General features: G+C 68.0%; 15 protein-coding genes. 7 read left to right on the forward strand and 8 right to left on the reverse strand.

Annotated elements, in window-relative coordinates:
- The first annotated feature begins 13 nt into the window (after nucleotides 1–13).
- A complete protein-coding gene (locus MVF96_RS20260; RefSeq protein WP_247450239.1) occupies nucleotides 14–766 on the forward strand; it encodes a nuclear transport factor 2 family protein in 753 nt (250 codons plus the stop codon).
- Between the two features lie 39 nt (nucleotides 767–805).
- Here MVF96_RS20260 and MVF96_RS20265 read toward each other — a convergent pair whose 3' ends face one another.
- The 5 genes from MVF96_RS20265 to MVF96_RS20285 all read right to left on the reverse strand — a co-directional run bounded on the left by MVF96_RS20265 (nucleotide 806) and on the right by MVF96_RS20285 (nucleotide 6,424).
- On the reverse strand, nucleotides 806–1,291 hold the full coding sequence (locus MVF96_RS20265) for an NAD(P)H-dependent oxidoreductase (protein WP_065631441.1): 486 nt from the start codon (nucleotides 1,289–1,291) through the stop codon (nucleotides 806–808).
- A 27-nt stretch (nucleotides 1,292–1,318) separates the two neighbouring features.
- Entirely contained in the window at nucleotides 1,319–2,101 is a 783-nt protein-coding gene (locus tag MVF96_RS20270) for an MFS transporter (RefSeq protein ID WP_247450240.1), read from the reverse strand.
- A 296-nt stretch (nucleotides 2,102–2,397) separates the two neighbouring features.
- The gene (locus MVF96_RS20275) at nucleotides 2,398–3,642 is read right to left on the reverse strand and encodes an HNH endonuclease (RefSeq protein WP_247450241.1); all 1,245 of its coding nucleotides are present in this window, start codon (nucleotides 3,640–3,642) and stop codon (nucleotides 2,398–2,400) included.
- A gap of 177 nt (nucleotides 3,643–3,819) precedes the next feature.
- A complete protein-coding gene (locus MVF96_RS20280; RefSeq protein WP_247450242.1) occupies nucleotides 3,820–5,166 on the reverse strand; it encodes an MFS transporter in 1,347 nt (448 codons plus the stop codon).
- 142 nt (nucleotides 5,167–5,308) lie between these two features.
- Nucleotides 5,309–6,424, reverse strand: coding sequence for an ADP-ribosylglycohydrolase family protein (locus tag MVF96_RS20285; RefSeq protein ID WP_247450243.1), 1,116 nt, complete (start codon nucleotides 6,422–6,424; stop codon nucleotides 5,309–5,311).
- Between the two features lie 119 nt (nucleotides 6,425–6,543).
- Here MVF96_RS20285 and MVF96_RS20290 point away from each other — a divergent pair, with 119 nt between their 5' ends.
- The 4 genes from MVF96_RS20290 to MVF96_RS20305 all read left to right on the forward strand — a co-directional run bounded on the left by MVF96_RS20290 (nucleotide 6,544) and on the right by MVF96_RS20305 (nucleotide 11,737).
- Entirely contained in the window at nucleotides 6,544–7,536 is a 993-nt protein-coding gene (locus MVF96_RS20290; protein ID WP_247450245.1) for a TIGR00341 family protein, read from the forward strand.
- Nucleotides 7,537–7,647: 111 nt separating this feature from the next.
- The gene (locus tag MVF96_RS20295; RefSeq protein ID WP_247450246.1) at nucleotides 7,648–9,549 is read left to right on the forward strand and encodes an alkyl/aryl-sulfatase; all 1,902 of its coding nucleotides are present in this window, start codon (nucleotides 7,648–7,650) and stop codon (nucleotides 9,547–9,549) included.
- A gap of 76 nt (nucleotides 9,550–9,625) precedes the next feature.
- The gene (locus MVF96_RS20300) at nucleotides 9,626–11,230 is read left to right on the forward strand and encodes an IS1182 family transposase (protein ID WP_159371900.1); all 1,605 of its coding nucleotides are present in this window, start codon (nucleotides 9,626–9,628) and stop codon (nucleotides 11,228–11,230) included.
- A 189-nt stretch (nucleotides 11,231–11,419) separates the two neighbouring features.
- Entirely contained in the window at nucleotides 11,420–11,737 is a 318-nt protein-coding gene (locus tag MVF96_RS20305) for a hypothetical protein (RefSeq protein ID WP_010842754.1), read from the forward strand.
- 348 nt (nucleotides 11,738–12,085) lie between these two features.
- Here the strand turns inward: MVF96_RS20305 and MVF96_RS20310 are convergent, their stop codons facing one another.
- Nucleotides 12,086–14,239 carry an acyl-CoA dehydrogenase family protein gene (locus MVF96_RS20310; protein ID WP_068971402.1) on the reverse strand — a complete coding sequence of 718 codons (2,154 nt, stop codon included), beginning with the start codon at nucleotides 14,237–14,239 and terminating at the stop codon, nucleotides 12,086–12,088.
- 73 nt (nucleotides 14,240–14,312) lie between these two features.
- Nucleotides 14,313–14,561 (reverse strand): hypothetical protein, encoded by a 249-nt coding sequence (locus tag MVF96_RS20315; RefSeq protein ID WP_068971403.1) that lies wholly within the window; start codon nucleotides 14,559–14,561, stop codon nucleotides 14,313–14,315.
- Nucleotides 14,562–14,578: 17 nt separating this feature from the next.
- Between MVF96_RS20315 and MVF96_RS20320 the strand changes: the two genes are divergently transcribed.
- The gene (locus tag MVF96_RS20320) at nucleotides 14,579–15,562 is read left to right on the forward strand and encodes a TauD/TfdA dioxygenase family protein (RefSeq protein WP_068971404.1); all 984 of its coding nucleotides are present in this window, start codon (nucleotides 14,579–14,581) and stop codon (nucleotides 15,560–15,562) included.
- A gap of 161 nt (nucleotides 15,563–15,723) precedes the next feature.
- Here MVF96_RS20320 and MVF96_RS20325 read toward each other — a convergent pair whose 3' ends face one another.
- A complete protein-coding gene (locus MVF96_RS20325) occupies nucleotides 15,724–16,566 on the reverse strand; it encodes a sulfurtransferase (RefSeq protein ID WP_205333395.1) in 843 nt (280 codons plus the stop codon).
- 108 nt (nucleotides 16,567–16,674) lie between these two features.
- On the opposite strand from MVF96_RS20325, the gene MVF96_RS20330 reads away from it, so the two are divergent.
- Nucleotides 16,675–17,844 carry a metallophosphoesterase gene (locus MVF96_RS20330; protein WP_247450248.1) on the forward strand — a complete coding sequence of 390 codons (1,170 nt, stop codon included), beginning with the start codon at nucleotides 16,675–16,677 and terminating at the stop codon, nucleotides 17,842–17,844.
- Nucleotides 17,845–17,937 lie beyond the last annotated feature (93 nt).

Here is a 17,937-nt window from a genome sequence, read left to right on the forward strand (position 1 = left end):
GAAAGGACCGAAGATGACTTTCAGCGAAGAGATGTTCCAGGAGGCGTTGCGGAAACCCCGCCTCGCACGACCCGCACCCGAGTACCTCGATTCGAACCGTGGCGAACGGGTTCGTGTTTTCTCGGAAGAGGAACTCCAGGCCACGACTCGCGAGTGGTTCACGATGTGGGAAGCAAAACTTGATCTGTACAGCAGGGCCTTCGGTCGCGACTTCTCGTGGCTGATGACGTGGGCCAAGAAATACTGGTGGAGTTTCCTCGTCCGCGACATGAGTCTGAACGACGAACTGTACGCGGCCGACATGACATACACCGATGTGACGACGTTCGGCCGGACGATCGTCGGCATCGACGACTTCGTCACGTACAACTTCGCATTCTTCGATGCGATCCCCGACTGGCGCTATGACCCGATTCCCGACCAGGTGTACGTCGACGTCACACCGGAGGGAACCGTCCGCACCATGATCCGGTACATGGGGAGTGGACATTTCGACGGATCGCTACGCCTTTACCCCTACGACGACACGGCGGCGGTCGTCCACGGCAACGGCCGGTTCCTCCAGTGCCCCGCCGTGGATCGCTATCACTTCAACAAGGACGGCCTTCTCCAAGAGGGAGAGACGCTCTACGACTCGCTCGATGCGCTCCAGCGTTCGAGAATCCTGCCACGCGACGACAGTTGGCAGTTCCGCACCCTGTTCGCGGCATCGAAGGTCCCAGCGGTCCTACGGCAAGCACAGGTGAAGCTGGGCCGCGCGTCCTGAGGCGCACTGTGACGGCGCGACATCGCCACGGTCGGGGGGTCAGGACCCGAGGAGCGTCGACGACCAGCGGTCGGTGTAGTCGGCGATCCGTGAATCGGTGGTGTAGGTCGAGTCGATCAGGTACAGACCGGGTGCCGGGCACACCGCTCCGAGCTCCACCAGGACCGGTTTGAGCAGCAGATCGGGCGCCATCGCGTGCGCGGGGCCCGCCCCGAGCATCAGCGGGACGGCGACGACATCGCGCAGGCCCTCGGCCGTGGCGAACTGGTCGAGGAACAGTTTGAGGATGCCGGTATAGGTCGCCTTGAAAGTCGGGCTCGCCACCACGACGAGATCCGACGAGGCGACTACGTCGACCGCGGCCTGGACCGCGGCGTCACCCCATCCGAGCAGACCCGGCCCGAGTTCGATCACGTCGACGACGTGGTCGGGATCGGTCCCGGTCAGTGCCCGCGCCAACTGCCGGGCGGCGTCGAGCGTGCGCGAACCGGGCTTCGGGTTCCCGGCGACAACAGTGGTGGTCATGGTCCGCCTCTCGAGTATGGGTCCCGGCTATCGTGCCGCAGCAGGAGCGGGCACACCCGCCCGACGCCGCAGTATCGTCACTGCCGCGGTGGTCACGACCAGCGCGACGATCGTCCCGATCGCGACGCCGACGACCGCCGTCGTCGAGGCCTCGGCGGCCACGATGATCCCGACGAGCGCCCAGATCAGCGTGAGCGGGTACGCGACGAGCACCGACCCGACGGCGGCGGTCACGGCGAGGCCGAGCAGGGCACACGCCAGCAGGATGGTCAGCTGCCATCCCAGGGACCGAGGGTCGGCGAGGTCGGCACCGATCGCCGCAGCCCAGTTCTGGAAGACCGCCGTGGTGGCCCAGGCCGCATAGACACCGACGAGGATGCGGGTCAGGACCGTGAGCCACCGGGGCGCCGCGTCGTCGGCCGGTCTCGCGGCGATGCGGGCGGCGTCGAGCAGGACCACCGTCATGACCGTCAGCACGATCGGTGTCACCCACGTCCACTCCGCGGCCGACACCAGAATCCAGACCGCCGCGCCGGCGAACGCGACTTCGAGGTCGATGAGCAGACGCCGCGGGTCGTCGGTCCCGGTGGCACCTTTCCACACCACGGCAATGGCGAAGACGATCGACAGCAGGTAGATGAGACTCCAGATCGAGAACGTGTAGCCCGCCGGGGTGATCAACAGATCTGTGGTCGACTCGTTGGGCGAGGCGCCGAAACCGGAGAACGGGACCACGGGCGCGACCACCTGCGCGACCGCCAGGAACACGGCAAGCCAGGTGATCGGACCGGAGATGCGTGTGGGTGTCATGTGATCCAACGTAGGCACCAGTGTCCGGTTTGCGCCGCGAACTCTCTTGAGGTTGCGAGCGAGACACCCCCTCCGCCTAGCGCCCGAAGCTTGCGGCGGGACGTCTCCCCGCTCCTGAGGAGCGGCCTGAGCTTGCGGAGGCGCGGGCCCACTGCTCCCCATGGAGCGTCGGGTATACGCCATTGCTCGTTACAGAATCCCGTTGAGCAGAACGAGTTTCACACTGTGGAGTTGTCAAGGATCGTGTGGCGCCGGGGCCGACGCCGGAGGGTCTGTGGAGTGTTCGCGTGGACTGTCTAGACGAGGGCGTCGTCGAGTCGCATGGTGCGCCGGTTGTAGGCGGGCCGGGGTAGGCGCCGTGGGTCGATGTCGACGGGCGGAATCAGCCAGGGGTGCCGGTCGGGTCCCATCACGACCTGCCAGCCGTGGTGATGGACCTGGGTGTGACAGCGTTGACAAAGCAGGCACCCGTTGTCCAGATCGGTGGGACCACCGTCGGCCCAGTGGACCAGATGGTGAACTTGCGTGTGCGCTGCTGGCGCACCGCATTTCACACAACACCGATCACGGACGATGATCGCCTGCCGCAGATGATGCGGGAACAGTCGTTTCGTGGTGCCCATCCGCAACGGCACCCCTTCGGCGTCGAGGACGATCTCGGCCACCCCGCCATCACACGACAGCCGGCGCGCCGACGATGGCGACACCGCACCCATCCACGGCAGGCGTGCCGGGTCAGCGCCGTCGGCAGGGATGGTGACCAGGAGTTGGGTGCGGGGTGCGCCGGCGGTGGTCATCGCCGCGCCGATCGCAGCTTGATCCAACAACAGCTCCAGCCCATCGGCGCGGCGCTCGGCCGCACTGCGACGATCCGTCGCGCCGTCGGGTTCGGGACGCGGACAGGACCGTTCGTCGATCATGGACACGAACTTCTCTCCGATCACCGCAGTCACATCTGCGGTGATCGCGACCCGACCCTCGTCGGTGATGCGGGTGTGCACGGTGTTCAGCGACGCATCATCGGCCGCCGGCACAGTGCTGGGGTCGGTGGCGGCGACCCGCATGGCGATCCCGCGGGCATGGTCGTCGATCTGGGCCGGGGTGGCACCGGAGAACGCCTGCGCGAGCAACTCGCTCTCGAACGTTGACCGGTCGTCGTCGGACAACGCTGACGCGGAACGCTTGCGCACCAACGTGATCCCACGGATCACCGCGTCGACACACTCAGCAGACAGATAACCCTCGGCAGCACAGTCGGCGACCTTCGGCACCGACTCCAGCCCGCGAGCGATCCGCACATAGCGGTGCGCGGCCGCGGGCGGCATGCCCATCTCGATCAGTGCGTTCCGTGTGGTCGAGCCCGCCCGCGCTGCGGCACCCGTGACGTCGAAAAGTGCTGTGTGAAACGCGATCTGGTGGTCGAGCACGTTGTGCAACATCCGTAGCTCGTCGAGCCGCTCGTGCAGGGCACGACCACTGCCGTCGTCGGGCGGTGGTTGCAGGACGGCGAGGGTGTCGCGGAGTTCGGTGATCGAGGGCATGACACCAAGCTACTCGCAATCACGTTCGACGACGAGATTCATCCACAACCGCGGTGACAGCGAATCCTGTTGCACAGCAGTCGCTGTTACTCTCGTACCAGCAGTGAACCGTGGTGAACTGTGGTGAACAGAAGCCCCATCAGTCCCACTTGTTCAGTCAGAGCCGGTGCGCCCGAGTCACTCATGACCCGTTCCCCGAGGAGCGAGCTTGCGAGCGTCAATGCCTGCTCCCTGAGAAGCCGCCATCACACCTGCGGTACTGCGGACTTTCGGATCGGGGCGCGGAAAGGCTCGTCGAACGACCAGACCGATGGCGACGGCCGCGACCGCGGCGTAGACGACGCCGGTGACGATGGCGCCACCGAGGGTCCCGACTGCCTGGCCGGCGACACCGTCGAGCACCACCATCACACCCGCACCGCTGTAGGCGAAGGCGGAGAACCGCGACGCCACACGGCCCTGCTCGACGGCGCCGAGACCGCGGGTGACAGCGGCGAGCGCCACTCGGTACCCCCCGGCCTGACCGATCCCGCCGACGACCGTACCCAGGACGATCACGTCGAGCCGGCCGAGGACGAGACCCACCACCGCCGTCGACCATCCGACGACCAGGAGCACGCCGACCGCCGGTAGCGTCGTCACGAGCCGCACCCCCACGCCGGCGAGACTCGCGACCATCGAGACCAACAGACATGCGCCACCGACACATTGGGCCACCAGGAGCGAGTCGCTCGCTCCGGTGGCGAGGATCGCGGCGGGCATCGCGCCCACCGCGAGCGCACCGATCGCCCACGCCAGCGCGCCGACCAGATAGGCACCGGGATCTCGACGACGGGTGCCCGCGACGTCGAGGTCGCCGGTGTGGACGTCGAGGTCGCCGGTGTGAGCGTGCGTCGACTGCGCCGCTGAGCCATCGTCCGTCGACGAATCATTGCCATACGCAAGCAGATCGGGAGCCAGACGCAGACCGACGAGCAAGACGATCAGGCATACGGCGGTCGCCGCGGCGTGGATCGCGTACACCGTGACCAGCTGCCAGGGCAGGAACACGGCTATCGCGATGGCCGCGACCAGCCCGCTTCCGGCGCCGATGAGCGAACCGGAGGCGATGAACGCACGACCCCGTTCGCCGCGGGCGGCCACCATGATCGCCGCGGCGGCGCCCGTGCTCAGGCCCACCGACGCCCCGGTGAGGAACCGTCCCGGAAACAGCAGCACCTCGACCGATGCGCCGACGATCTGCAGGAGGTCGCCGACGATCGCCGCGAGGAGGGCGAGCGGTAACACCGTGCGGCTGTGCCGGATGAGCGGGCCGCGAGCCGAGATCAACAGGATGATGATCAGGGCGATGAAGTAGGTGGCGAACAGCACCGACGCCGCGGCGGGCCCGAACCCATGGGTGTCCATGTATCCCGGGAGCAGTGGCGTCATCGCATTCGAGTCGCAGATGGCGAGAATGAACCCGACCCCGGAAGCGCCTGCGAGCACACGGATTTCACGGTCGGATCTCAGAGCGATTGCCATGGGGAGAACTCAAACCGACGTCTGTGACCATCGGGCAACCCCGTCGTGGCCGTCGTATTGCGCACCTCGTCGCCCCGACGCCGAGGCGCTGACCTGCCACGTTCTGGCGGGTGACGACGATGGCGCCGGTCGCGCCGGAGACTCAGCCCACCGGGCGAAGGTCCGGAGTCGCCCCCGGACGGGGTCCCCAATACCTCTCGACCCAACTGCCCGACCCGGCCGGTTCATCGGTCTCGGTGATGTCCCAGTCCACGAACTCGTGTAGATCGCCCGCCATCTCGACGATGACGTCGCGCAGTTCGAGGGGCTCCAGCCAGCGCGGCGGGATGGCCTCGACCCCGTCGCGCGCACCCAGCAGGTTGCCTGCGATCGCGCCGGTGGAGTCCGAGTCGCCGTCGTGATTGACCGCGATGATCACCGCGTCCTCGAGGTCGTCGGCCACCAGCGCGGAGTAGACGGCGATCGCGAGCGCCTCCTCTCCGACCCAGCCCTCGCCGAGGCGCGTGATCGCCGACTCGTGGGACAGGCCCGAACCGGCGAGGACTTCCGCGGCCTCCAGTGCGGCAAGGGTCTCCTCGTGACCGGCCCGATCCCGGAGGATGCCCTTCGCCGTCGCCAGCGCCTCCGGCAGGCCGGCCCCGACGATCAGCTCGCGAACCGCGACCGCGAGAACGCCGGCGGGAAGCGAACCGGAGGGATGGCCGTGGGTGAGCGCCGCGAGTGTGGTCGCGAGGTCGAAAGTGCCTGCGGCAGACCAGTCCGCGCGGGCCGCGAACAAACCGACCGGCGCCACCCGCATGACACCTCCGCAGCCCTTGCTGTCGTTGTCGGCCGGGGCGCCCGGACGAGTGGTCACCCGGAGCGCCTCGAGACAGGTGGTGCCGGGTGCCCGCCGGCTGTGCAACTGCTGGTGCCCTGCCAGCCAACTGGACCGTTCGGTCGTCGCCAGCACGCCGTGCCGCGGATGGCCGCCCTGCGTGATGAACCACCGCAGGTATGCGCGGGCCGTCGTGGCCGCGTAGCAGGAGATGCCTCCCGCGCAGTCGCGGGCCCAGGCGCGCAGCAGACCCTCCGCAGTGAACAGCGTCATCTGGGTGTCGTCGGTGATGGTGCCGAGGCCGCCGTACGCCTCGGAGTAGGAGGTGATGCCCGCGGGTCCGAACCTCTCCAGGATCGCGTCCCGAGTCGAGAACTCGACTGCCCCGCCCAGCGCGTCGCCGGCAGCACCGGCGAGCAGACATCCGGTGAACCGATCCATGTTCGCCCCCTGTGCTTTCCCCGGCGTTCATCCATGGTCACACGGTTGCGCCGACTCTGCTGGACAGCGGACCGCGAACGGGTACTTTCAGAGGACCTCGAGACGAAGGGGCTCCGATCGTGCTCTCCCTAATCCCCGGTTCACAGCGTCGCAGCCTGGACGAGATCGTCGAGCGCCTCGACTTCTCCGTCGGCGACCGCACCGCCAAACGCAGCGCCTTCTGGTTGATGCTCACGCTGTCCGGCGTCATCGCGGTTTCGGGAGTCGTCGCCGACAGCACGGCGACCGTCATCGGGGCGATGATCGTCGCGCCGCTGTCGACACCGATCCTCGGCATCGGACTCGGAATCGCCACCGGCCGTCGTCGACTCGTGCTCGCGAGTGTCGGTTACGTGCTCGCCGGGGTCATCCTGGTGACAATCCTGGGCGTCGTGTTCGCCCAGTTGCTACCCAACCCGACCAACGTGCTCTCCAACTCACAGGTGCTGGGCCGGACGTCACCGACGCTCGTCGACCTCCTGGCCGCCCTCGCCACCGGCCTCGTCGGCGCGATCGCCATCACCCGTCGCGACGTCGGTGATGTGCTGCCCGGCGTGGCCATCGCCATCTCCCTGGTGCCGCCACTCGGGGTCGTCGGCGTCTGCCTGGGGTCGGGAGCCCCGTCGCTCGCACTGGGCGCCTTCGTGCTGTTCGCGTCGAACGTGGTCGCGATGATCATCACGAGCCTCGTCGTGTTGACGATCGCAGGCTATGGCCGAGAGGCCGCCGATCTCGCCGGTGCGGAACATCCGAGGGCCCCTCGACGCCGGGCCTACGCGGCACTGGCCGTAGCTCTCGTCGTCGTCACCGTCCCGATGGTCGCGAACTCGCTCTCGTCACTGTGGTCCCGGCAGATCGCGACCGCGGCGGAGTCGTGGCTCGGATCGGGCGGGAACGACTCGTCCGAGGTCACCGGTGTCAGCTGGACCGGCAGTACGGTCACCGTCAGTGTGCTCGCCCCACAGGACCTGCCGCCGATCGACGAGCTCCAGACGACGGTCGACGAGTTGGTCCCCTGGGACCCCGAGGTCGTCGTCGTCCACACCGTCGGCGAGCGGTCGGGTGTCAACTGAGCGTGCCGAACCCCGGCGAGGCATCCGCGCTTCTGACAGAGTGGTACGTACGCATCGCTCACCGAGAACGTCACCGTACGCACTCAACCGAGAATCGACGAGGTCAAGCACATGGCTCTCTCTCGAGACGCATCCCCTGCTGTGGCACAGGCGAATTCGTCCGCCCACGATCACCTCCCGTTCCAGGACACCCGCGACCTGGACGCCGCCACGCGCGGACTCGTCGCCGAACTCGATCCCCCCGCCATCGCCGGCCAGGACGGGAAGCCGGTGTGGGATTGCGATGAATTCTCCTTCCTCGCCGACGAGGCGCCTGCCACCGCCCATCCCAGCTTGTGGCGGCAGTCGGGTCTCGTTGCCCGACAAGGCCTCTTCGAGGTGACAGATCGGATCTACCAGATCCGCGGCCTGGACCTGTCGAACATGACCGTCGTCGAGGGCGACACCGGCGTCATCGTCATCGACCCACTGATCTCACAGGAAACCGCGGCCGCCGGCCTCCGCCTCTATCGGGAGCATCGTGGCGATCGTCCGGTCACCGCCGTCATCTACACGCACTCGCACATCGATCATTTCGGCGGCGTCAAAGGAGTCACCACCCAGGAGGCCGTCGACGCCGGCGAGTGCCAGATCATCGCGCCCGCAGGCATGGTCGAGCACGCGGTCGCCGAGAACGTCTACGCGGGAACGGCGATGGGCAGGCGCGCGGCGTACATGTACGGGGCCGCGCTGCCGAGGGGCCCGCGCGGTGCGATCGGCGCGGGCCTCGGCCAGTCCACGTCCACCGGCACGGCGACCCTGATCGCCCCGACCCTCGACATCACCACCACCGGACAGGTCGAGACCATCGACGGGGTCACCATCGAATTCCAGCTGACGCCCGGCACCGAGGCACCGGCCGAGATGAACTTCTACTTTCCGCAGATGCGCGCGCTCTGTATGGCCGAGAACGCCACCCACACCCTGCACAATCTGCTCACGTTGCGGGGTGCCCTGGTCCGTGATCCGCACGTGTGGTCGCGCTACCTGACAGAGGCGATCAACGATTTCGCGGCGCGCTCCGACGTGCTCTTCGCGTCGCATCACTGGCCGACATGGGGCACCGCGGAGCTCACGGAGTTCCTGTCCCTCCAGCGCGACCTCTACGGATACCTCCACGATCAGACCCTTCGGCAGCTCAACAAGGGCCGGACCGGTCTCGAGATCGCTGAGGACATCGCGTTACCTCCCGCGCTCGCGAACGCCTGGCACACGCACGGCTACTACGGCTCGGTGAGCCACAACGTCAAGGCCATCTACCAGCGTTACATGGGATGGTTCGACGGGAATCCGGCGCACCTCTGGGAGCATCCGCCGGTGGAATCGGCGAAACGGCATGTCGAGTTCATGGGCGGCGCGGACGAGGTGGTACGGAAGGCCCGCCGGTCGTTCGAGGCGGGCGACTTCCGATGGGCTGCCCAGGTCCTGAACTACGTCGTCTTCGCCGACCCGGCGCACGAGGAGGCGCGGAGTCTCCAGGCGGACACGCTCGAACAGCTCGGCTATGGCTCGGAGAACGGCACGTGGCGCAACTTCTACCTCATGGGGGCGTACGAGTTGCGCCACGGACCCGTCGGGACGCCGACCACGACGGCGGCCACGGACATCGTCGCCGCCATGTCGGTCGATCAGCTCTTCGACGCCGTCGCCCTGCGAGTCGACGGGCCGGCGGCCTGGGACGCCCACATCGTCCTCGACTGGCACATCACCGACGCCGACCGACGCCACCGGTCGGAGCTGCGCAACGGCCTCCTGGTTCATTTCGACGTGGATCAGGCAAGCGCTGACGACCCCGTCGCGGCCACGTTCACCCTGACGAAGCAGACCCTGCTGACGCTGCTCCTCGGGCTCGTGGATCTCGGTACGGCCGTCGAAGCGGGCGACGTCGGCGTCGACGGTGATCCGAGTGCGTTCGGCGAACTCGCCGGCTACCTGGACGACCCGGATCCCGATTTCGCGATCGTGACACCCTAGGAGACTGCTGAAATAGTCGGTGTCGTTTCGGTGTGGGGTGAGCGGGTTTGCCTGGTGGGCTGGGATCCTGGTGGGTATGCAGGGTGAGCCGGATCGTCAGGGTGAGTTTCTGGATGTGAACTCGGTCGTCGGGCATTTGCTGGCCGAGGGCAGTGTGTTCGCGTTTTTGGCTGCTCATCGCGAGCAGTTGTTTCCTGCGGAGATGTTCGCGGACCTGTTTCCCAGCGGCCGGGGCCGTCCGTCGATCCCGCCGGCCACGATGGCGTCGGTGATCGTGCTGCAAACGCTGCAGGGTTTGTCCGATCGCGAAGCCGCTGATGCGGTCACTTTCGATCTGCGGTGGAAAGCGGCGTGTGGATTCGTGTTGGGTAACAAAGGTTTTCATCCGTCGACTCTGACGTACTGGCGTCGGCGACTGGCAGCCAGCGATCGGCCGCACCGCATTTTCGAGGTGGTACGCGAGGTCATCACCACCACCGGGGTGCTCGCGGGTAAGAGTCGTCGAGCGCTGGATTCGACGATCTTCGATGACGCGGTGGCCCGCCAGGACGCCATCACCCAGGTGATCGCGGCGATCCGGCGGGTCGCCCGAGAGGTCGACGGTGGTGCGGTGGTGGTCGAGCAGCACGCGACTCGTCTGGCCGCGTTGACCGGCGGCGGCTATGACCGGCCCGGCAAGCCGCGGATCGCCTGGGATGATGAGTGTGCTCAACAGGACCTGATCAGCGCCCTTGTCGAAGATGGGTTGGCCGTGCTCGACGGTCTGGACCTCGAGGCCATCGACAAGGAACCGAGTAACCAGGCCCAGGCGCAGGCGGTGGCATTGCTGGCATTGGTGACCGGCCAGGATGTGGAACCGGCACCAGGTTCTGATGGCACCGACGGACGCTGGCGCATCGCGCCCCGGACCGCCCCGGACCGGGTGATCTCCACCGTCGATACCGACACCCGGCACGCCCACAAAACCCGGGCACGCCAGCAGGACGGGTTCAAGGGCCACATCGTCAATGAACCGGAGACCGGGTTGGTCACCGCGATCGAGATGACCAAAGCCGCTGGTCCGGACACTTCCGACGGAGCAGTCGGGGCACGGTTGTTGCTGAGCGATCCGACCGTCGCCGACGACGCCGACGATCGTGAGGTGCTGGGTGATTCAGCGTATGCCTCCGGTGACATGCTGGCCACGCTGGCGCGGACACGATGGAACGCGGTGATCAAACCCAAGCCACACATGCCGGCGGTTGCTGGTGGTTTCGTCGTCGACGATTTCACCTTCGACGCCGACTCGAACACATTGACCTGCCCCAACAACCTGACCCGACCGGTCAGCGCGAAAGGCCACGTCACCTACGGTGCGGCCTGCCAAGACTGCCCACTTCGGGCACGGTGCACCACCGCGGTTCGTGGACGCAAAATCAGTTTCGGCGAACACCACCAACTCCAGCGCGAACACCGACAACACTTCTCTGACAACACTATTGCCGACACCTACCGCCAGCATCGACCCATGGTCGAACGGACGATTGCCTGGCTCACCCGCGGTAACCGGCGGGTGCCCTACCGTGGAATCGAACGCAACAACAACTGGCTGCACCACCGCGCCGCCGCGATCAACCTACGCCGCCTGATCACCCTCGGACTGACTACCACCAACGGCACCTGGACACTGGCCACCGCCTGAACCGCGGCACCGCCGCCCACCTAGATCGATCACCACGACCACACCCCGGAACCGACACATCCCCGCAGCAGGAACCTCAACCCAGGCTGGACCCTAATTCAGCAGGCTCCTAGTTCCCGCCGGGCGGCCCGGCCGACCCGACCGAGGGTGACACTGCTCGAACACACGTGCGAAACTGTCCGGGTGGGCATGAAGTGGATTGGCGGGGACAACGGCCAACCACACCGGCCCGCCTTCGTGCGGGTCGGCCACAAGGCGGTGCTCATCGACCTCGGCGCGCTCTACCCCAATGCACCGCATTTCAGCGGCGAGTACCACCCCGACGGTTTACAGATCCGGTCGGTGCACCTCGGCGTCCTCACCGAGTGGGGGCGCGACGAATGGGGTGCCTGGTACGGCAAGGTCACCTACACGATCACCTCGAAGGACCGACAGGAGAAGGTCACGCACTGGGTGCCGTCGTGGGCGTTGCGCCCGGCCGGTGACCGGCCGCCCGGGCGACGGTGACCGCCCCCGAGGAGCGAGCTTGCGAGCGTCACCCCCTGCTCCCTGAGGAGCAAGCTTGCGAGCGTCACCCCCTGCTCCCTGAGGAGCGAGCTTGCGAGCGTCACCCCCTGCTCCCTGAGGAGCGAGCTTGCGAGCGTCACGAAGGGTCCTGGTGAGGCGGGTTGCGAGACCCTTCGTGACGCGCCCTCCGCAAGCTCCGGGCGCTCCTCAGGGAGCAGAAGGGTGACCCTCCGCAGGTGAGCAGAAGGGTGACCCTCCGCAGGTGAGCAGAGGGGTGACCCTCCGCCGGGAGCAGAAGGTGGGCCCTGCGCAGGGAGCAGAGGGGTGGCCTCCGCAAGCTCTGGGCGCTCAGCGGATGAGCGGGTCGCGCGGCAAGCCGAGGATGCGTTCGGCGATCTGGTTGCGGGTGATCTCCGACGTCCCGCCGGCGATCGACATCCCGCGGGCACCGAGGATCAGCAGGCCGGCCAGCTTGCCGGGACCGGACGAGAACGCGACGTCGGGTCCGAGCAATTCCGCGGCCAGGTGCGCGCGGTCGCTGAGATGCTCGGCGAGAAGCAGTTTCGTCACATTTCCCTCGGGTCCGGGAGCGGCGCCGACGACCGATCGGGCGGCACGACGCAGATTCAGCAGTCGCAGCGCATCCTCGACGGCGAGGAACTCACCGACCTTCGTCGCCGCCCCCTCGACCCGGTCCCCGTAGCCCTGGACGAGTGCCACCATCTGTTGGACCGCACCGTCGCTACCCGGCGCACCGCCGCCGATGCTGACCCGCTCGTTGCCGAGGGTCGCGCGGGCCACGGCCCAGCCGTCGTTCGGTGTGCCCACCACGTCTTCGTCAGGGACGAAGACGTCGGTGAAGAACACCTCGTTGAACTCGGACCCGCCGGTGATCTGCCGCAGCGGACGTACCTCGACACCGGGCGCCGACATGTCGATCAACACCGCGGTGATGCCCTTGTGCTTGGGGGCTTCCGGGTCGGTCCGCACCGTTGCCAGCCCTCGCCGGCACAGGTGGGCGCCGCTGGTCCAGACCTTCTGGCCGTTGATGCGCCATCCGCCGTCGACGCGCGTGGCCCTCGTGCTGACCGCCGCCGCGTCCGACCCGGCGCCGGGCTCGGAGAACAACTGACACCACACCTCGTCCCCGAGCAGCGCCGGCCGGACGAACCGGTCGATCTGGTCCTGCGTGCCCTCCTGGATGAGGGTCAGGATGACCCACCCGGTGATGCTGTAATCGGGCCGCTTCACACCCGCGGCCGCCATCTCCTCCTCGATGACGAGTTGCTCGACGGAATTCGCGGCGCGTCCCCATGGCCTGGGCCAATGCGGCATGACGTAACCGGTGTCGATGAGCTTCTCGCGCAGCGCGGACTCGCCGACATCGGCGATCTCGGCGATGTCGGCTCGTACGCGCGCACGCAGTTCTTCGGCCTCGGGTGGGAGGTCGAGGCTGTTGGCACGGGTGACGCCGCCTGCGGAGAACTCATACACGTCACGAGCCGGCTGTTGTCCGCCGAACAGCGCCTGCAGCACGGTGGCGCGGCGCAGATGCAGGTGCGCGTCGTGTTCCCAGGTGAAGCCGATGCCACCGTGCACCTGAATGTTCAGCTCGGCGTTCGTCGTGTACGTGGGCAGTGCCAGCGCGGCCGCCGATGCCGCGACCAGCCCGAGCGCGTCGGCGTTCTCGTCGGCCGCCCGCGCCGCGTCCCACACCACCGCGGTGGCGGCCTCCGCGCCGACGAGCATGTTCGCGCAGTGGTGCTTGACGGCCTGGAACGTACCGATGGTGCGGCCGAACTGTTCGCGGACCTTCGCGTAGGCCACCGCGGCGTCCAGCGCGTCCCGCGCCCCGCCGACGGCTTCGGCCGCGACCAGCGTCCGGGTGAGCGCCAGCGCGGTGGCCGCCAGTCTCGGCAGACGGACGGCGGCAGCACTCGACAGCGACACCCTCGCCGACAATCGGGTCGGGTCCAGATCGGCGTGCGCGCCCACCTCGACACCGGAGTCCGACGACTCCACCACCAGCACATCGTCGTCGCCGATGAGTACCAGCAGATCCGCGAGCGGTGCGCCGAGTACCGCGTCGACCTGACCGGAGACCGCCCCACCGGCCTCGGTCAGTCCCGGCACCACCGCGACACCCGCGGTGACCGTGCCGTCGACGAGCGACCGCAGCCAGCGGGCTCGCGTCTCGTCGTCGGCATGAGTCAGGATCGCCGAGGCGACCACGGTGGGCAGGAACGGACCCGGCGCCACCGCGCGGCCCAATTCCTCTGTCACGACGACCAACTCGGCGATCCCGAAACCGGAACCGCCGTACTCCTCGGCGACGTGCAGACCCAGCCAGCCGAGTTCGGCGATCTCCGCCCAGAACGTGGGTCTGGCCTCCTCGGGCGCGTCGAGTCGGTCTCGCGCCTGCGCCCGCACCTTTCGGTCGACGGCGAATTCGCGCACCACCGAGGCGAGTTCGACGTGGTCATCGGTCAGGGCAATACTCATGGCGACTCCCGGGATCGTCGGTCACCCGATCACACCATCTACCCCCGGTCCGGGGTGGACGCTTGAGACAAACTCATCGAATCCGTTCCCGACGCGCCCGTTGCACGACCGGGTCCGGGAACGGCACGGCATCGACGAGGTCCCTGGTGTACCGGTCTGCGGGCCGGGTGAGCACGTCCCGCGTTCCGGCCGATGTCCGCCGCGAGATCGACGACGCCGCGGAGACCTCGGCGGACTGAGGCGTTCCGATCACCGTGAGCGATTCCCTCGATCGCACCACCGTCGCGGTGGTCTGATGAATTCGATTGCCATCGAACGACATTGAGAAGAGGATGAGAGATGACCCTGGCGCAGATCGAGGACCGGACCGAGCGCGAGCAGGCAGCTCAGCAGATCTACCGCGACGCGGGGATCACCGTCGACAAGCTCGGCGAGCACATCGGGGCACGCATCGGCCAGGTGCGGCTCGGCGGCGACCTCGCCCCGGAGCAGGTGGAGGCGATCCGCCTGGCGCTGGCGATCAACAAGACGATCGTCTTCGAGGGCCAGGACCAGCTCGACGACGACAGCCAGTACGCGTTCGCCGAACTCCTGGGCGATCCCACCGCACCTCATCCGACGGTGACCTCACGCGGCGAACAGCTGCTGACCATCGAAGGCGCCGCGAACAGCTGGCACTCCGATGTGACGTTCGTCGATCGCATCCCGAAGGCGTCCATCCTCCGGGCGGTGACGCTGCCGAGCTACGGCGGCGCGACGACCTGGGCGTCGACGGTGGCCGCCTACGAGCAGCTGCCGAAACCGCTGCGCGCGTTGACCGAAGAGCTGTGGGCCACCCACACCAATCTGTACGACTACGTCGGCCAGAAGGAGCCCTCGGGTGGTGTCGACGTCAGCCGCAAGGCCGAGCACTACAAGGAGTTCACCAGCTCCGAGTACCAGACGCTGCACCCCGTCGTGCGCGTCCATCCCGAGACCGGCGAACGCAGCCTGCTGCTCGGACACTTCGCCAAGGAGTTCCGCGGCCTCAAGAGTTCCGAGTTCGCCGACCTCTACCAGCTCCTCCAGGCACGTATCACCAAGCTGGAGAACACCTTCCGGTGGAACTGGAAACTGGGCGACGTGGCGATCTGGGACAATCGCGCCACGCAGCACTACGGCATCGCCGACTTCGGCAACCAGCAGCGTGAACTGCACCGCATCACCCTCGCCGGCGATGTGCCCGTCGACGTCCACGGTCAGGCGAGCCAGGTTCTCCAGGGCGACGCGACGCACTACTCGGTCGTCGAAGAACCCGCCCGACTGTCGGTGTTCGCGGCCTGACCCGTGCGCGCGTCACCGCCCGCTCCCTGAGTTGCGAGGAGCGCAAGCGACGAGCCTCGAAGGGTCCTGGCGAGGTGCGTGGCAAACCCTTCGTGACGCGCCCTCCGCAAGCTCCGGGCGCTCCTCAGGGAGCAGAGAGTGCGGCTTGCGCTCCTCTCGCCTCAGGGCCGGTCGCCCTCGGCGACCGGCCGTTCCGGGTTCGACGACCACTGCGAGAACGAACCCGGGAACAGCGCGGCGTCGATCCCCGTGATGGCAAGCGCCGCGATCTGGTGCGCGGCATTGATCCCGGAACCGCAGTAGACGACGACATCGGAGCCGGCCCCGCCGTCGATACCGACATCTGCGAACCGGCGTCGTAGCTCCTCCGCCGGACGGAAGCGGCCGGAGGTGTCGACGTTGTCCGCCGTCGGGACACTGATCGCCCCGGGGATGTGGCCGGCGCGCGGATCGACCGGTTCGACGTCGCCGCGATAGCGTTCGGCGGCCCGGGCGTCGAGCAGGTGTGCCGGCCCGGCCGCGACGCTGTCCATGGTCGCGACCGGCAGGTGTCCGGGGCTCAGGGTCACGTTGCCCGCTCGCGGCCGACCGCCGTCGCCCGTCGTCGTGCGCAGGCCTTCGGCACGCCACGCCGCGAGGCCGCCGTCGAGAAGTCGCACGTCGGCGACACCCGCCCACCGCAGCAGCCACCAGGCGCGCGCGGCCGCGAGGTTGCCGGAGTCGTCGTAGACCACCACCGGGACGGCGTCGTCGATCCCCCATCGCCGGGCCGCCTCCTGGAGGTCGGCGACGTCGGGCAGCGGATGCCTGCCGCCGACCGGCCCGGAGGGCGGGGCCGCCAGTTCGGAGTCGAGGTCGACGTAGACCGCACCGGGGATGTGACCCTCGCGATAGGCGTGCCGACCATCGAAGTCGCCCAGCTGCCAGCGCACGTCCAGCAGGATCGGCGGAGTCGCCAGCAGCATCTCGGCCAGCTCGAGCGGGGTGATGAGGACCTCGGCCATGGCGGCGAGGGTACCAACGCGAACCGATGGCAGAATGGGGCAATCCGCCCATGACCGGGCACCTGGCCCTCCGTCGCCCTGCCGTCACCACCCTCAGGAGTCCATCCCGTGGCGTTGTTTCCTGCCGTCGTCTTCGGACTCATCACGTTCTGGCTGCATCGGCGCATCGTCCGCGCGACCGCGATGCCGCGCCCCTGGTCGATCATCGCCGACGTGGCGCTGGTCGTCCTGTGGGCGCTCGCCCTCATCGGCTTCGCCACCGGACGGGTGCTCGACCCGTCGTGGGCGCGGCCCATCGGCACGATCGGGCTGATCTGGCTCGCCGCCGTCTTCTACCTGTTCCTCGGCCTCGCGGTGGTGGGCCTCGTGTCGTTCGCCGCACACATCGTCCGCTGGATCCGGCGACGTCGATCCGGAGTGCAGGACAACCCCTCGTTCGCGGCCCGTCGGCTCAGCAAGCTCCGGGTCGCCACGGCCGCGGTCGTGGTGGTCGCGCTCGGGGTCACCGGCTACGGGGTGTGGGAAGCATCTCGCCCCCAGGTCGTCGACATCGACGCCACGTTCGCGAGCCTGCCGCCGCAGTTCGACGGAACGCGCATCGCGGTGATCTCCGACCTGCACGTCGGCCCGGCCCGTGACGCGTCGTTCACCCAGCGCGTCGTCGACGACGTCAACGAGCAGGAGCCGGATCTCGTCGTCCTCGTCGGCGACCTCACCGACGGCACCATCCCGAACGTCCGCGACACCCTCGACCCCCTCGCGGATCTGGATGCGCCTCTCGGGGTCTTCGGTGTGAGCGGCAACCACGAGTACTACGCCGACGACGGTGGTCGGTGGCTCGACGTCTGGGAGGAATTCGGCGTGCGCACGCTGCGCAACGCACGAGCGCCCATCGAGGTCGACGGCGCGACCATCACACTTGCCGGCGTCCACGACGCCACCGCCCCCGAACCGTACGAGCCCGACCTCCCGGCGGCGTTGGCGGGAACGTCTCCCGAAGACTTCACCCTGCTCCTCGCCCACCAGCCCAAGCAGGCCGTCGAGGCATCGGATCTGGGTGTCGACCTCCAGCTGTCCGGGCACACGCACGGCGGCCAGCTCTGGCCCATCCGCTACCTCGTCCGTGCCCAGCAGCCGACGATCACCGGGCTCGACCAGATCGGGAACACCACGATCTACACCACCCGCGGCGCCGGCGCCTGGGGCCCGCCGGTCCGTGTCCTCACGCCGCCGGAGATCACGATCCTCACGCTGCGATCGGCGCCGCCTGCCTCCTGAGGCGCGAGGAGCGAAAGCGACACCCCCTGCCCCCTGAGGTGCGAGGAGCGAAAGCGACGAGCCTCGAAGGGCTGGTGAGTTGACTCGCCGGCC

Origin of the sequence: Gordonia hongkongensis (genome assembly GCF_023078355.1) — a bacterium.
In the GTDB taxonomy this organism is placed as follows: Bacteria; Actinomycetota; Actinomycetes; order Mycobacteriales; family Mycobacteriaceae; genus Gordonia; species Gordonia hongkongensis.

What these genes read in the sequence shown, in the direction of transcription:
- MVF96_RS20265 (WP_065631441.1), bottom strand. Translation starts at nt 1,291, where the DNA reads ATGACCACCACTGTTGTCGCCGGGAACCCGAAGCCCGGTTCGCGCACG.
- MVF96_RS20320 (WP_068971404.1), top strand. Translation starts at nt 14,579, where the DNA reads ATGACCCTGGCGCAGATCGAGGACCGGACCGAGCGCGAGCAGGCAGCT.
- MVF96_RS20300 (WP_159371900.1), top strand. Translation starts at nt 9,626, where the DNA reads ATGCAGGGTGAGCCGGATCGTCAGGGTGAGTTTCTGGATGTGAACTCG.
- MVF96_RS20260 (WP_247450239.1), top strand. Translation starts at nt 14, where the DNA reads ATGACTTTCAGCGAAGAGATGTTCCAGGAGGCGTTGCGGAAACCCCGC.
- MVF96_RS20270 (WP_247450240.1), bottom strand. Translation starts at nt 2,101, where the DNA reads ATGACACCCACACGCATCTCCGGTCCGATCACCTGGCTTGCCGTGTTC.
- MVF96_RS20325 (WP_205333395.1), bottom strand. Translation starts at nt 16,566, where the DNA reads ATGGCCGAGGTCCTCATCACCCCGCTCGAGCTGGCCGAGATGCTGCTG.
- MVF96_RS20305 (WP_010842754.1), top strand. Translation starts at nt 11,420, where the DNA reads ATGAAGTGGATTGGCGGGGACAACGGCCAACCACACCGGCCCGCCTTC.
- MVF96_RS20280 (WP_247450242.1), bottom strand. Translation starts at nt 5,166, where the DNA reads ATGGCAATCGCTCTGAGATCCGACCGTGAAATCCGTGTGCTCGCAGGC.
- MVF96_RS20295 (WP_247450246.1), top strand. Translation starts at nt 7,648, where the DNA reads ATGGCTCTCTCTCGAGACGCATCCCCTGCTGTGGCACAGGCGAATTCG.
- MVF96_RS20310 (WP_068971402.1), bottom strand. Translation starts at nt 14,239, where the DNA reads ATGAGTATTGCCCTGACCGATGACCACGTCGAACTCGCCTCGGTGGTG.
- MVF96_RS20285 (WP_247450243.1), bottom strand. Translation starts at nt 6,424, where the DNA reads ATGGATCGGTTCACCGGATGTCTGCTCGCCGGTGCTGCCGGCGACGCG.
- MVF96_RS20315 (WP_068971403.1), bottom strand. Translation starts at nt 14,561, where the DNA reads ATGTCGTTCGATGGCAATCGAATTCATCAGACCACCGCGACGGTGGTG.
- MVF96_RS20275 (WP_247450241.1), bottom strand. Translation starts at nt 3,642, where the DNA reads ATGCCCTCGATCACCGAACTCCGCGACACCCTCGCCGTCCTGCAACCA.